This is a genomic window from Streptomyces scopuliridis RB72 (assembly GCF_000718095.1).
In the GTDB taxonomy this organism is placed as follows: Bacteria; Actinomycetota; Actinomycetes; order Streptomycetales; family Streptomycetaceae; genus Streptomyces; species Streptomyces scopuliridis.
Window position 1 is genome coordinate 120419 of the sequence record NZ_JOEI01000003.1, and the last position, 14211, is coordinate 134629.

The 14211-nt window shown below is 69.5% G+C and carries 12 protein-coding genes and 1 pseudogene; 8 read left to right on the forward strand and 5 right to left on the reverse strand.

Annotated features, from left to right (window positions below):
• Positions 1–181 precede the first annotated feature (181 nt).
• On the reverse strand, positions 182–406 hold the full coding sequence (locus IF11_RS0103800) for a hypothetical protein (protein ID WP_030349958.1): 225 nt from the start codon (positions 404–406) through the stop codon (positions 182–184).
• Between the two features lie 140 nt (positions 407–546).
• On the opposite strand from IF11_RS0103800, the gene upp reads away from it, so the two are divergent.
• Positions 547–1182, forward strand: coding sequence for a uracil phosphoribosyltransferase (gene upp, locus IF11_RS0103805; protein WP_030349959.1), 636 nt, complete (start codon positions 547–549; stop codon positions 1180–1182).
• A 62-nt stretch (positions 1183–1244) separates the two neighbouring features.
• Here the strand turns inward: upp and IF11_RS0103810 are convergent, their stop codons facing one another.
• Both IF11_RS0103810 and IF11_RS0103815 read right to left on the reverse strand, forming a co-directional pair.
• On the reverse strand, positions 1245–1883 hold the full coding sequence (locus IF11_RS0103810; protein WP_037726964.1) for a LytR C-terminal domain-containing protein: 639 nt from the start codon (positions 1881–1883) through the stop codon (positions 1245–1247).
• A 148-nt stretch (positions 1884–2031) separates the two neighbouring features.
• Positions 2032–2334 carry a type II toxin-antitoxin system VapB family antitoxin gene (locus tag IF11_RS0103815; RefSeq protein WP_023540426.1) on the reverse strand — a complete coding sequence of 101 codons (303 nt, stop codon included), beginning with the start codon at positions 2332–2334 and terminating at the stop codon, positions 2032–2034.
• 860 nt (positions 2335–3194) lie between these two features.
• Between IF11_RS0103815 and IF11_RS41530 the strand changes: the two genes are divergently transcribed.
• Together IF11_RS41530 and IF11_RS41865 are read left to right on the forward strand one after the other, a co-directional pair.
• A complete protein-coding gene (locus IF11_RS41530; RefSeq protein WP_030349961.1) occupies positions 3195–4142 on the forward strand; it encodes a helix-turn-helix domain-containing protein in 948 nt (315 codons plus the stop codon).
• On the forward strand, positions 4099–4239 hold the full coding sequence (locus IF11_RS41865; RefSeq protein ID WP_240045375.1) for a DUF397 domain-containing protein: 141 nt from the start codon (positions 4099–4101) through the stop codon (positions 4237–4239). Before IF11_RS41530 ends, IF11_RS41865 begins: the two co-directional genes overlap by 44 nt.
• Before the next feature lie 36 nt (positions 4240–4275).
• On the opposite strand, the gene IF11_RS0103825 is transcribed toward IF11_RS41865, so the two are convergent.
• Positions 4276–5841, reverse strand: coding sequence for a M28 family metallopeptidase (locus IF11_RS0103825; RefSeq protein WP_240627510.1), 1566 nt, complete (start codon positions 5839–5841; stop codon positions 4276–4278).
• A 136-nt stretch (positions 5842–5977) separates the two neighbouring features.
• Positions 5978–6574, reverse strand: coding sequence for an HhH-GPD-type base excision DNA repair protein (locus tag IF11_RS0103830; RefSeq protein ID WP_030349963.1), 597 nt, complete (start codon positions 6572–6574; stop codon positions 5978–5980).
• A 157-nt stretch (positions 6575–6731) separates the two neighbouring features.
• On the opposite strand from IF11_RS0103830, the gene IF11_RS0103835 reads away from it, so the two are divergent.
• From IF11_RS0103835 to IF11_RS41870, 5 genes and pseudogenes are all read left to right on the forward strand, one after another.
• On the forward strand, positions 6732–9020 hold the full coding sequence (locus tag IF11_RS0103835; protein WP_030349964.1) for a family 2 encapsulin nanocompartment cargo protein terpene cyclase: 2289 nt from the start codon (positions 6732–6734) through the stop codon (positions 9018–9020).
• A gap of 167 nt (positions 9021–9187) precedes the next feature.
• Positions 9188–10333, forward strand: a complete 1146-nt coding sequence (locus IF11_RS0103840) for a beta-ketoacyl-ACP synthase 3 (RefSeq protein ID WP_063759121.1) — start codon at positions 9188–9190, stop codon at positions 10331–10333.
• A 65-nt stretch (positions 10334–10398) separates the two neighbouring features.
• Positions 10399–11631 carry a beta-ketoacyl-[acyl-carrier-protein] synthase family protein gene (locus IF11_RS0103845; RefSeq protein ID WP_030349966.1) on the forward strand — a complete coding sequence of 411 codons (1233 nt, stop codon included), beginning with the start codon at positions 10399–10401 and terminating at the stop codon, positions 11629–11631.
• Between the two features lie 32 nt (positions 11632–11663).
• A complete protein-coding gene (locus IF11_RS0103850; RefSeq protein WP_078490416.1) occupies positions 11664–13826 on the forward strand; it encodes an acyl-CoA dehydrogenase family protein in 2163 nt (720 codons plus the stop codon).
• 45 nt (positions 13827–13871) lie between these two features.
• Positions 13872–14096 (forward strand): annotated as a pseudogene (locus IF11_RS41870) (acyl carrier protein); the annotation flags it as partial.
• Positions 14097–14211 lie beyond the last annotated feature (115 nt).

The following is a 14211-nucleotide window of genomic DNA, read 5'->3' on the forward strand; positions in this document are numbered from 1 at the left end:
GCTGGTCTGCCCCGCCCACTCGGAATCGTGGCAGAAACGAACGCTTCGCGAGAGGTCTTCCACCGTTGCGTCGTCGGGCCATTTTATTAGGCCCCTGTTCGGCCCCGGGCGCCGGATGCCTTCCATGAGCATGCGGGACGGACGTGACGTACGTCGCGCGCCGGGCGCGGCTATCGGCCGGTCACCACCGGAACGTACGCATCCGCATCTGCTGACGCATCCGCGCCGCGCGGGCCTGCCGCGGTTTCACGCGCTCGCGCAGCGCCTTGGCCTCGTTCAGCTCCCGCAGGAACTGCGCGCGCCGCCGACGGCGCTCCGCCTCGCTCTCCTGCGCGTCGTCCTGACTGTCCGCCCGGGCCTCCGCCTCGGCGCGCTGATCCCGGCCTTCCCGGTCCTCGTCCGGCATGGAAGCGTCACCACCTCAGGCTGCTCACTCGGCTCCGGGGTCGTACCGGGGCCTTCTCACACCTTCCCTCGCTGACCGGGGTTGATGCCAGCCGGGCGGTGGCAGCGCGTACAGCCTTGGCCCCCGGTTACTGTGTCGCCATGCGGATTCATGTCGTCGACCACCCGCTGGTGGCGCACAAACTCACCACGCTGCGCGATCGGCGCACCGACTCCCCGACCTTCCGGCGCCTCGCCGACGAACTGGTCACCCTGCTGGCGTACGAGGCCACCCGGGACGTTCGGACGGAACAGGTCGACATCCAGACACCGGTGACGGGCACGACGGGCGTGAAGCTCTCGTATCCGCGCCCGCTGGTGGTCCCGATCCTCCGGGCCGGCCTCGGCATGCTGGACGGCATGGTGCGGCTGCTGCCGACCGCGGAGGTGGGCTTCCTCGGGATGATCCGCGACGAGGAGACCCTTCAGGCGTCCACGTACGCGAACCGTATGCCCGAGGACCTCTCGGGGCGCCAGGTGTATGTGCTCGACCCCATGCTGGCGACCGGCGGCACGCTGGTCGCGGCGATCCGCGAGCTGATCAAGCGCGGCGCGGACGATGTGACCGCGGTCGTCCTGCTCGCGGCGCCCGAGGGCGTCGAGGTGATGGAGCGCGAGCTCGCGGGCACGCCGGTGACGGTCGTCACGGCGGCGGTCGATGAGCGCCTCAACGAGAACGGCTACATCGTGCCGGGTCTCGGCGACGCGGGCGACCGTATGTACGGGACGGCCGAGTAGGACATTCCTTGGGCCCCGGTTCGCGCGGCAGGCGAACCGGGGCCCACAAGAAGGTACGGCGGTCAGTGCTTCGGGGTCGCCCCCAGATCCCCGCAGGCGGGATCCGACGCGGGGCTCGACACGGTGGCCAGGGCCAGGTCGGCGTCCTTCTGTTCGGTCAGCTCCTTGAAGGCCGCGCCGAGGATCAGATCGACATCCGGTGTCTTACGGGTGTCGGTCTTCGACGTGGCCCCCTTCAGTTGGGCGCCGAGGACGGTGAAGAACCCGTCCTCGGGCTTCGCCCCGCCGACCAGTATCCCGGCGCCCGGGACCTTCTTGTCGTACGCGGCGGGGGCGTTGCCCACCTTGCCGATGACGAAGCCACGTTTCTTCAGCTCGTCGGCGGTGGTCTTGGCGAGTCCGCCTCGCGGGGTCGCGTTATAGACGTTGACCGTGATCTGGCCGGGCTTGGGGAGCGCCTTGACGGGCGCGGACGAGTGCTCGCAGCCGGACTTCCGGGCGGCGGCGGCGCTTTTCGTGCCGCCCCCCGTGAAGACGTCGATGAGCTGCAGCGTTCCCCAGCCGGCCAGGCCGAGGGCAACGACGGAGGCGACGGCCGCGAGCACGATCCTGCGACGATGACGGGGGCGGCGCATGCGCGGGTACTTGGAACCCGTAATGCGGTACTTTCCGCCCATGCCGGGGGGAGTCAGCATGCTCATGGCCGCAGCGTAGTGCGCGCTGCAGGTGTTTCCTACTAAATGATCAACTGGTTGCGCGGTCCGGGTGACGATAGGCCCCGAAAGGCTCAGTGCCCGAAGGGCCGGCCCGCCGCGGACCTCGCCGTAGACCCTGTCCATACGGACCGGATCAGCCCAGATCGAGCTCCAGCACGCGCGCGTGCAGCACCTGGCGCTGCTGGAGCGCGGCGCGGACGGCGCGGTGCAGACCGTCCTCCAGATAGAGATCGCCCTGCCACTTCACGACGTGGGCGAACAGGTCCCCGTAGAAGGTCGAGTCCTCGGCGAGCAGCGTCTCCAGGTCGAGTTGACCCTTCGTGGTCACGAGCTGATCGAGGCGGACCGGGCGCGGCGCGACATCCGCCCACTGCCGGGTGCTTTCCCGGCCGTGGTCGGGATACGGCCGCCCGTTACCGATGCGCTTGAAGATCACACGGAAAGCCTACCGGGCGAGCGGCTCCGGGCGCAGCCATGGCGCCCGAGTGCAAAGGTCGCATTCGGTGGCAAAGGGGGAGCGAAGCGTGAGTGGAACCAACCCCTCCGGTGCCCGCGCCCCCAGGAACGCGGCCGTCGGCGGCCGGAGCGTGCCGCTGATTCGCTCGAAAGGGGTCCGGTGAGGCGCGCACGGCTCACCCCGGCCACCCGTCCCTGGGCCCCGTCAGACGGGCGGGGTGCCCGGTGGGGACTGCGGGCGCGGGTTCGGCGGCGGATGCGGGCCCGGATCGGGGGGTAACTTGGGGCCGCCAGGTTTCGCGTGCTTTCCGTTGCTCATTCCGGTCTTCCGGTTCGAGAGCCCGAAGATTCCGAACGGAGGAAAGATATCCACGCGCCTCGGGAAATTCGCCTCGGCGCATCTGAGGCACAGCAGGTCCATACAGCCGTCCTGGGTGGTGCGTGCCGCCTCCACGCTGTTTATCCAGCAGGATTCGCAGTACCAGCAGTCCGTCTTTGAAAGCAGCACGGTGGTCAAGGTCGCCCTGGGCATCACGTCACCTTTCCGTGCGCCGCGTTCTGGTGCCCTCCAGGGGATCCCTGAAAATAGACCGGCTCGTGCAATTCACCTGCTTCGGCGGGTAGTTGTTCCGCCCGGCGCCGCCGGGGCATAGTCGTGCCGAGGACCACGGCCTCCAATTCAGGGGGACGGTGTGTCATTGAGTTCGATTCCTCGCGCATTGTCGTCCTCGGGGCGATGCAACTACGTTGCACAGGACAAGGGTTGCGTTGCGCGGGGCGGGCGCACAACGTTGCACGCGTTCCAGTCGAGATCTGTCACATGACATGAGGGGAGCGGCCATGGGCCGACGCAACGCAGGGGGCGGGGAGAAAGGCGCCAGCACGGCCGATGTGTTCGGCGAAGTTCTCAAGCACTGCCGTGAGTCCATAGGTGTTACGCAAATAGCACTGGCTGGCGAAGTCCCCTGCGATCGCTCCTACGTTGCCCGTGTGGAAGCGGGAACACGTGTTCCTGACGAGAAATTCGCTGAGACGTGCGACATCGTGCTGCGTACCGGCGGCATCCTGCAGAAGCTCTGGCACAAGATCGACTGGTATCCGGAGGTGGACCATCCGGACTGGTTCAAGCGCCGTGCCGCCATGGACGCCGAGGCGACGGCGCTCCGTGAGTACCAGACCCAGATGATGCCGGGGCTGCTGCAGACCGAGGACTACGCCCGCGCGCTGCTCTCGCGCCGGGCCGGCGGGGACGAGCTGGAGAGACGCGTGCGCGCGCGGCTCAGCAGACAACACAGGTTTCTCTCCCCCGAGGGGCCGCTTCTGCTCATGGTCCTGGATGAGAGCTGCATCAGGAACACCGTCGGAAGCGCGGCCGTCATGCGGGATCAGTGCGCACATCTGCTGCGCGTGGGAAAGCAGCCGAACATCCGTGTTCAAGTCGCCCCCGCGGGTCTCCCGGGTATTTGGCGTCCCAATACGTCCATGTCCCTGATCACCCTCTCGGATGGCCATGTCTGGGTGTACTCGGAATCGCTTGACCGCGGGCACTTCAGCGACGATCCGGAAGTTACCGGCCGTCATGCACAGACCTATGCTGTTCTGAGGGCGGATGCGCTGTCCGCCTCCGAGTCTGCCGCGTTGCTCCATGACGCGATGGAAGGGTACGGGCACCATGATGAATCGCGATTTCAGAGCGACAACGTGGGTAAAGAGCAGTTACAGCGGCGACAACAGCGGAAACTGCGTGGAAATAGGCACCGGTATCCCGGGCATTATCCCCGTCCGTGACAGCAAGAATACCGAAGGCCCGGTCCTTGTGTTCAGCAGAGCTGTTTTCTCCACTTTCGTTTCCGGCGCCAGAACTGCCGCGCACCCCACCGCCTGAACGCAATGGGGTGCGCTGCGCCGTCGGGTCTCCCCGCTACGCGGTGGGCGTGTGGCCGCGGGAGTGCGAAACAGTGCCGGTCTTGCCGCCCTTGAGCGGGATCCGCGCCGCTTCGGCCTTCGCCGCCGGCTTGGTCAGCGAACTCAGATCGTGGGCGTAGGTGCCCACCGCGTTGGCGATCACACCGATGTTAATGCCGAACGCCTTCATATTGATGTTCGAGAGGTCGTCGCAGGCCGAGTGGTAGCACTTGTCGTACGCGATACCGGCCTCGCCGCCGTACTTCAGGGCCTGGGCCTCGGACTTGATGCCCTCGGCGCCCGTGAAGGTGCCGCCGGACGGGATGCCCGCGTCGATGAAGGGCCCGTAGTCGGAGCGGCCGTCGAAGTCCGTGCCCTCGTGCGGAACGTTCCTGCTGTCGAGGAAGTCGGTGATGCCCTTCTCCAGCTGGGCGGAGCCCTCGGGGCCGGGGCCCGCGCCCGCACCGTCCGAGTCGTCGCCGTCGTACACGAACTGGGCGAAGTTCGGCGAGGCGATCATGTCGAAGTTGAGGTAGAGGGCGATGTCCGCGCGCTGTGCGGCGGTGAGGCCGTTGACGTACGCCTCGGCGCCGAGCAGGCCCAGTTCCTCCGCCGACCACCAGGCGAAGCGCACCTTGTTCGCCGGCTTCTCATGCGTCTTGGCGAGCTTGAGGGCGACCTCCAACAGCCCGGCGGAACCGGAGCCGTTGTCGTTGATGCCGGGGCCCTCGGTGACGGAGTCCAGATGGGAGCCGAGCATCACCGTCCGGTCCGCCCTGCCGCCCTTGGTCTCGGCGACCACATTGCGGGTGGTGCGCTCCTCCTGGAGCTGGCGGATGTCCAGGGAGACCTTCACCGCGCCCTTGGCGGCCTCGGCGGCGAGTGCCTGGCCCTCGGCCTGCGTGATGCCGCCCGTGGGGATCTTCCCGGCGTCCGGGCCGCCGAGCGTTCCGTTGAGCGAGCCCGCGGTGTTGTTGTAGATGACCGCGGCCACCGCACCGGCCGCCGCCGCTTCCTTCTGCTTCGTCGCGAAGTCGCAGCCGCCGCGCTGGATCAGCGCGATCTTGCCGGTGAAGGCGCCGGCGGCGTAGTCGGCGGGCTCGCATCCGGTGGTCGCGTCGACCGGGACGGCGGCGAGGTCGGCCGCGATCCCGCCCTCCTTGGTGGACGTCGTGTACGACATGGCCACGATCTCGACGTCGCGCGGCGTCGGCGCGGTGACCGTGAGCTTCTCGGCGAGCGTCTCGATATAGGTGATGTCGAACGTGTCGTACGAGACCTGGTAACCGGCCTTCTTCAGCTGGCTGTACACATACGCGGCGGAGGCGTCGTGGCCGAGCGTGCCCGCCGCCCTGTTGCCGCTGGCGGAGTCCGCGATGGCCTGGAACTTCTCCAAGTGCCGGTACGCGTCGCCGGCCGATGCCTCGCGCACCAGCTTCCGGGAGAGCTTCGCCGCGTCCTTGGCGGCGTCCTTGGCCGGGTCGTGGGAGCGCGCGGTGGCGGGCGAGGCGGACAGGAGAAGCGGGGCGGCGAGCGCGGTGGTGGCGGCGACTGCCAGGAGTCTGCGGGACGTTGCGTTCACAGGGGCTGGGATCCTTCCGGTGCGAACAAATGTGAGGGAAAGCTAGCCAGCGCCGCGCTCCCTGGGAACAGCTGTGTCACAGCTCACGGTGCGTATCGGTGGATCAGCCGCGGATCAGCCGCGGATCGGGCGGCGGTCAGTCGGTCCTCGGCGCTCGCGCCGCCTTCGCCGCGCGCTTCGTCTCCTGCTTGAACGCCCGTACCTTGGCCAGCGATTCGGGTCCGGTGATGTCCGCCGCCGAGCGGTACGACCCCACGTCCCCATAGGCGCCCGCGGCCTCGCGCCAGCCCTTGGGCTGCACCTCGTACTGCTTGCCCAGCAGCGCCAGGAAGATCTGGGACTTCTGCGTGCCGAAGCCGGGCAGCGCGTTGAGCCGGTCCCGTACCTCCGCGCCGGTGGCGACGTCACGCCAGATCGCGGTGGGATCGCCGTCGTAGTGCTCGACGAGGTACTGGCAGAGCTGCTGGATCCGTCTGGCCATCGACCCCGGATAGCGGTGCACGGCGGGCTTGTCCGTGAGCAGCGCGACGAACGCCTCAGGGTCGTACGCGGCGATCTCGCGGGCGTCGAGGTCGTCGTGTCCCATGCGTACGGCGATGGTGTAGGGGCCGGAGAACGCCCATTCCATCGGGACCTGTTGGTCAAGCAGCATGCCGACGAGCGCGGCCAGCGGACTGCGGCCGAGCAGCTCATCGGCCTCGGGCTGTTGTGCGAGGCGGATTGTGGTGCTCATTCAGCGATGATCACCCGGGCCGTGCCGTGGGGCGCGTACGCCACGCGCTTGCTGTGTGTTCATATGACTAATTTGTGGTCCGGATGGCGGAGTCGGGCGAGGGGTAGATCACGACGGAGGGAAAACCACCGGAACCGTCGGGAAAGGCCGCTCGCCCGTGACACAGCCGTTTGAATTGCCGGATTTCTATATGGCTTATCCGGCCCGACTCAATCCGCACCTGGAGGAGGCCAGGGCGCACTCCAAGCAGTGGGCCAGGGACATGGGCATGCTGGAGGGGTCGGGTGTCTGGGAGGAGCACGACCTCGATTCCCATGACTACGCGCTGCTCTGCTCGTACACGCATCCGGACTGCGACGGTCCGGCGTTGTCGCTGGTCACGGACTGGTATGTGTGGGTGTTCTTCTTCGACGACCACTTCCTGGAGGTCTACAAGCGGCCCCAGGACCGCGAGGGCGGCAAGGCGTATCTCGAACGGCTGGCCGCCTTCATGCCGATGGATCTCGCCGCCGGATTCCCGGAGCCGACGAATCCGGTCGAGGCGGGGCTGGCGGACCTCTGGGCGCGTACGGTCCCGAGCATGTCCATGGCGTGGCGGCAGCGGTTCGCGGAGTCCACGGAGAATCTCCTCAACGAGTCCGACTGGGAGCTCGCGAACATCAACGCGCGCCGGGTCGCGAATCCCGTCGAGTACATCGAGATGCGCCGCAAGGTCGGCGGAGCGCCCTGGTCCGCGGGGCTCATCGAGTACGCGGCGAGCGCCGAAGTGCCCGCGCAGATCGCCGACTCACGCCCGCTGCGGGTTCTCAAGGACACGTTCTCGGACGGTGTCCATCTGCGCAACGACCTGTTCTCGTACCAGCGGGAGATCGAGGAGGAGGGCGAGCTGAGCAATGGCGTGCTCGTCCTGGAGACCTTCCTCGGCTGTACGACACAGGAGGCGGCGGACGCGGTCAACGATCTGCTCACCTCCCGCATCCAGCAGTTCGAGAACACCGCGCTGACCGAACTGGGGCCGCTCTTCGCCGCGAAGGGGCTGGATCCGCAGTCGTGCGCCGACACCCTCGCCTATGTGAAGGGGCTCCAGGACTGGCAGTCGGGCGGCCATGAGTGGCATATGCGCTCCAGCCGGTATATGAACGGCGCCGGTTCCGGCTCGGGTGGCGAGGCCGCCCAGGGGACCGGTGGCGGGGCGGGCGCGTCGTTCTCGATGGTGCCGGTCGGTCTCGGTACGGCCGCGGCCGATGTCGCGAAGACGATCGGCGCGGGTGCGCCGGCGCGGGTGCGCAGCCACAGCCATATCCCGTTCCAGCGGGTCGGCCCCGCCGTACTGCCCGAGTTCCGGATGCCGTTCGGGCTGTCGCTGAGCCCGCATCTGGACCACTCGCGGGAGCACACCGTCGAGTGGGCCCACCGCATGGGGATCCTGGAGGCGCAGCCGGGTATCCCCGGCTCGGACGTCTGGGACGAGCGGCGGCTGCGCCGTATCGATCTGCCGCTCTGCGCGGCCGGTATCCATCCGGACGCCACGGCGGAGGGGCTCGATCTCACCTCGGACTGGCTGACGTGGGGGACGTACGGCGACGACTACTACCCGGTGGTCTACGGCGCCGCGCGCGATGTGGCGGGCGCGAAGGCGTGCAATGACCGGCTGGCGCTGTTCATGCCGGTCGAGAGCTTCGAGACGCCGGTGCCCGCGACCGGGCTGGAACGGGGGCTGGCCGATCTGTGGGTCCGTACGGCGGGCCCGCTGGACCCGGACGCGCGCCGCGTTTTCCGTAAGTCGGTCGTGGACATGACCGACAGCTGGCTGTGGGAGCTGGCCAATCAGGCGCAGAACCGTATCCCCGACCCCGTCGACTACATCGAGATGCGCCGGCAGACCTTCGGCTCGGACATGACGATGAGTCTGTCCCGGCTGAGCCACGGCCAGGTGGTGCCGCCCGAGATCTACCGCTCCGGCCCGATGAAGTCCCTGGAGAACGCGGCTCAGGACTACGCGGCGCTGATGAACGACGTCTTCTCGTACCAGAAGGAGGTCGAGTTCGAGGGCGAGGTGCACAACGGTGTGCTCGTCGTGCAGAACTTCTTCAACTGCGACTACCCGACCGCCCTCGCCATCATCGACGACCTGATGAACTCGCGGATGAGCCAGTTCCAGCATGTCGTCGCCCACGAACTGCCCACGCTCTATGACGACTTCAACCTCGACGCGGACGCGCGCCGGGTGCTCGACGGCTATGTGAAGGAGCTGGAGAACTGGCTGGCCGGGATTCTCAGCTGGCACCACGGCTGTAAGCGGTACAAGGAGGCCGAGCTGCTGGAGGACCGGGCCGGTATCCCCCGCTGGCGGCCACCCGTTCCGAGCGGGCTCGGCACCTCTGCGGCACGGATTCACCTACCTGGGTGGGAACCGGCTCGATCTTTGCCCCAAATGGCGCAGTAACTCGCCTACGGGCGCGCCCGTTTGTCATCCGGTCGATGTGATCGTTTACCGGATGGGGGCCGTGGGTGGCGAGCGGAAACGCACTGTACGGGCGCATGGAGGCGCGAGGCCCGCGCGCGAGGGGGCGCGCGGAGAGCAACCGGGAGGGGGTGGAGTCACGGACGGCGGTGCTTGAGGGCGTCGCCGGATGGGTCCCGGGGGAGCCGGTCCCCAATGGAGCGTTGCCCGCTGAGTGGGAGGTGGATGACGCCTGGATCCGTAGGCGCACGGGCATCGCCGGCCGCCATCGGGCGGCTCCGGGGATGTCCACGGGGGACCTCGCGTACGAGGCGGCGAGGCTGCTGGTCGGGGAGGCGGCTTCGCCGGGGGCGGGTCCGGGGCGGGCGGGGTCGGTGGGGTCAGTGGGGTCCGCCCCTGCGGGGCAGGTGGACGCCGTGGTGCTGGCCACGGCGACGCCGGACCATCTCTGTCCGGGGACCGCGCCGGCGCTGGCGGCGCGGCTGGGGTTGGGGACGGTACCCGCGTTCGATATCGGCGCGGTGTGCAGCGGCTTTGTCTACGGTCTCGCCGTCTGCCATGGACTGGTGGTGTCGGGGCTCTATGAACGGGTGCTCCTGGTGGGCGCCGATGTGTACTCGACCTGGCTGGACCCCCGGGACCGCTCGTCGGGCGTGGTGTTCGGCGACGGCGCCGGCGCGGCGCTGATCGGTGCGGGCAGGGCCGGGGATCCGGGCGAACTGCTCGCCTTCGATCTGGGCAGTGACGGCACGGGATATGACCTGATCACCGTGGTGGGCGGCGGGGCGCGGTCGAGGTCGGTGGCGGAACCGTCCGCCGAGGGCGACGAGTACTTCCGGATGCGGGGGCGGGCGGTCTATCAGCACGCGGTCGAGCGGATGACCGGTTCGTGCCGCTCGCTGCTGCGCACGGTGGGCTGGGACGCCGCCGACGTCGACCATTTCGTACCGCACCAGGCCAACGCCCGGATCCTGCGGGCCGTCGCCGAACGGGTGGGGATCGGCGCCCGGAGCTGTGTCACCCATCTCGACCGGGTGGGCAATACCGGCGCGGCCTCCATCCCTCTCGCCCTGGCGGACGCGGACGCGCGGGGACGTTTCCGCGCGGGCGACCGCATGCTGCTGACCGCCTTCGGCGGCGGCCTCACCTGGGGAACGGTGGCGCTGCGCTGGCCGGCGACGACTGCGCCCGCGACGGAAACGCCCGCGACGGAAACGCCCGCGACGACCACGTCCGAGGCCGTACGGCCCGAGAACGCACGGGCCACGGCCCTCGACGGAAGGAACGGATCATGACGCCGACGGCTGAACGGGGGCGCGAGCAGGGGAACAGGCAGGGGAACAGGCAGGGGAACGCGCAGATGGGCGGACAGGAGAGCGGGACGGTCGCGGTGACCGGGCTCGGGGTGGTGACCCCCGCCGGTCATGATGAACGGTCCTTCTGGGAGGGGCTGTGCGCGGGGCGGTCGGTGGCCGGGCAGCGCCCGGAACTGGCCGGAATGCCGGTCGACTTCGCCTGTGCGGTCGAGGGCATCGATCTCGACGCGGTGATCGGCGGTCGGTCGGTCTGGCGGATGGCGCGGTTCGTGAAGCTTGCGCTGATCGCGGCCAGGCAGGCCGTGGCGGACGCCGGACTCGACCCTGTGAGCTGGGACGGCGGCCGGGTGGGCGTGGTGCTCGGCGTGGGCGTCGGGGGCGTCTCCGTACTCGTCGACAACGCGCTGAAGCTCCAGGCGGACGGCCCACAGGCGGTCTCCCCCGTACTCGTGCCGATGATGATCCCCAACGCGGCGGCGGGAGAGGTCGCCATCGCGCTCAAGGCCCGGGGGCCGAGCCTGGCCCCGGCGACCGCCTGTGCCTCGGGGGCCACCGCGATCGCCGTGGCCAGGGATCTGCTGACGAGCGGTCAGTGCGATGTGGTGGTGGCCGGGGGCGCCGAGTCCGTACTGACCCCGCTGGTGGTGACGGCCTTCGCGCGGATGGGCGCGCTGTCGACGCGTACCGGCGATCCGGGCGGGGCGTCGCGGCCGTTCGCGTCGGACCGGGACGGGTTCGTGATCGGCGAGGGCGCCGCCATGCTCGTCCTGGAACGGGAGGCCGACGCACGGGCCCGGGGCCGGGTGCCGCGCGCGCTGCTGGCCGGCGCGGGCGCCAGTACGGACGCGCACCACCCGACGGCGCCCGCGCCGGACGGCCGGTGGGCCCAGATGGCGGTGGAGGCGGCGCTCCGGGACGCGGGGTGGAGCCCGTACGACGTCGCGCATGTCAACGCGCACGGCACGTCGACGCCGCTCAACGACGCGATGGAGGCGACACTGATCGACCGGGTCTACCCGCACCGGCCGTCGGTCACGGCGCCGAAGGGGGTGGTGGGGCACACGCTGGCGGCGGCGGGGGCGATCGAGGCGGTGGCGACGGTGCTCACCCTCGAACATGGCGTGATTCCGCCGATCGCCAACGTGGACGCGCCCGCTGTCGAGTTCGACCTCGACTGTGTGACGAAGGAACCCCGGCGGCAGTGGGTGGAGACGGCGGTCAGCCACTCATTCGGGTTCGGCGGGCACAACGTGGCGCTGGCGTTTCGGCAGGCCTGACGACAGGTCACATCAGGGAGCTGATCGTACGAATGTCCCATGGTTCTGCGGGTGGGAGAGTCGTTTCTTCGCCATTGATTGATCGTTATACCGGCGTGAGTATAAATATCAACGCCGTTGTCGTGAACTCGGTGAATCAGGCGGGCTCAACGGACCCGACGGTGGATCCGCTGACGCGCGTGCTCTTCGGGGAGAACTTCGACCGGGAGCACGCGCCGTGGCGTCGGCTCGCCGCCGCGGCGCCGTTCCGCCGCCGGCCCGGTGCCTCGTCCGGGGAGCGGCTGGCGATGGCGTACGAGCGGCTGCGCACCGTCAACGACACGCTCGACAGCCCGGCGGAGCTGGTGGCCGACCCGCGCGGGCTCGCCGCGCTGCATGAGTGGCTGGGCCCGGTCGATCCGGCCTTCACGACGGTCGCGGGCATTCACTACAACCTGTTCCTCGGCAGTCTCCTCGACCACGCGGAGGGCGAGAAGGAAGTGGCGCGCGGCACGGCGCGGGATGCGGTGGGCTCGGCGGATGCGGCGGATGCGGCGGATGCGGCGGATGCGGCGGATGCGGCGGAACTGGCCGACTTCTTCGCGCTGCGCCGGGTCGGCACCTTCCTCTGCACGGAGGTGGCGCATGGAAACGACGCGGTCGCGGTGGAGACGACGGCGGCCTACGACCGGGAGCGGGACGGCTTCGTCCTGTGCACGCCGCATGCCGGGGCGCAGAAGTTCATGCCCAACACCAGCCCGGTGGGCGGCCCCAAGTCCGGTGTGGTGGCGGCCCGGTTGCTGGTGGACGGTGCCGATCAGGGCGTTTTTCTGTTTCTGACGCCGCTGACCGATGCCGTCGGGGCGCTTCCCGGCGTTCGGGTGCGCAGGCTGCCCGCGCGGCTGGGCAGCCCGGTGGACCACTGTCTGACCTCGTTCGACCGGGTCTTCGTGGGGCGCGACGCGCTGCTGGGCGGTGCGCAGGGGCGGATCGGCGAGGACGGTGTGTTCCGGAGCGAGCAGAGCAACCGCCGACGGCGTTTCCTGACCTCGATCGGGCGGGTCACGGCGGGCAAGCTCTCGATGAGCGCGTGCGCGGTCGGTTCGGCGCGGGTCACGCTGGCGCTCGCCGTGCGGTACGGCGGGCACCGGCGGATCTCCGGTTCGAGGGGAGGGGAGCGGGTACCGGTGTTCGCGCACCGCAGCCATCACGGCCCGCTGGTCGGAGCCCTGGCCATGGTCTTCGGGATGACGTTGCTGCACCGTACGGCGCTGGACGCCTGGGAGTCGCGTACGGAAGCGGGTACGGCCGAGGCCGAGCGGCTGGTGGCCGTCGCCAAGGGCTGGATCAGCTGGCGGGCGCGTGAGGTCATCGTGGAGTCGCGGGAACGGTGCGGTGCGCAGGCGCTGTTGGAGAACAACGGCATGACCGAGCTGCTGGCGGGTATCGAAGGCGTCATCACGGCCGAGGGCGACAATGTCGCGATCTACGCGAAGGCGGCGGCCGAGATGCTGTTCTCGGCAGCCCTGGCCCCGGGGCCGGGGCCGGGTCCGGAGCAGGGTCAGGGGCAGGGACCAGGTAGGGAGCCGGTTGCGGTTTCGGGTCCGGAGCCGGGGGACGGATCGTACGGTCCCTCGCGCCGCGAGCTGACCGACCCGCTGTTCCTGGACGGTCTCCTCGTCGCCGTCGAGGCCGTATGGCTGGCGCGGGCCCGCCGCCGGATGAGCCAGGTGCCGCACGGCGACTCGCTGGCGCGGTGGAACGCGGCGTCCGGGGCCGCGCTGCGCGCCGTGGAGGCGTACGCGTACCGGCGCGCGTCCGAGGCGTACGCGGTGGCGGTGGCAGGACTGGAGCCCGGCTCGTCGCCCTCGTCGCCCTCGTCGCCCTCGTCCGGTTCCGACACGTCGACGACCTGTGCCCATGACCTGCTGCGTTCGCTGCACCGGCTCTTCGCGCTCCAGTGGATCGACCGCAACAGCGGCGATCTGCTGGCCGGTGGCCGACTGGCCCCCCGTCATCTCGACGAACTGCCCGAGGCCGTCGAACAGCTCATCTCGCGGCTGGCCGGCCATGCCCCCGCCCTCGTCGAGTCCTTCGCGCTGCCGGAGGAGATGTTCGCCGACTGGCCCATCTCCGGGGCCGGTTACGTGGACGCCTACGACGACGCGGAGGGCGCGTGGCACGCCGTACTCGCCGTACCCGTCGCACCCGCTTGAAACCACCGACCCCTTCAACCGACCCAACCCCTGAAAGGACATCCCATGAGCGAGATCCACCCGAAGATCACCGAGGTGCTGACAGCGACGTTCAAGGTGCCCGCCGCGGAAATCATCCCCGAGGCCACGATGGACAGCCTGGAGATGGACTCCCTCGCCGTCGCCGAGTTCGCCGTCATCATCAAGGAGACGCTGGGGATCGACGCCGACTCGGACTCGCTGCTCAAGGGCGCCACGCTGGCGGAGATCACCGCGTTCCTCGACGGGGCGCGGACGGCGCGCACGGCGCGCACCGCGCACGCGGGGCACGCGGCGCACGCGGGGCACACGCTTCGCGCGGTGCACACGGTTCACGTGGCGGGCACGACTCACGCGGTGAGCACGG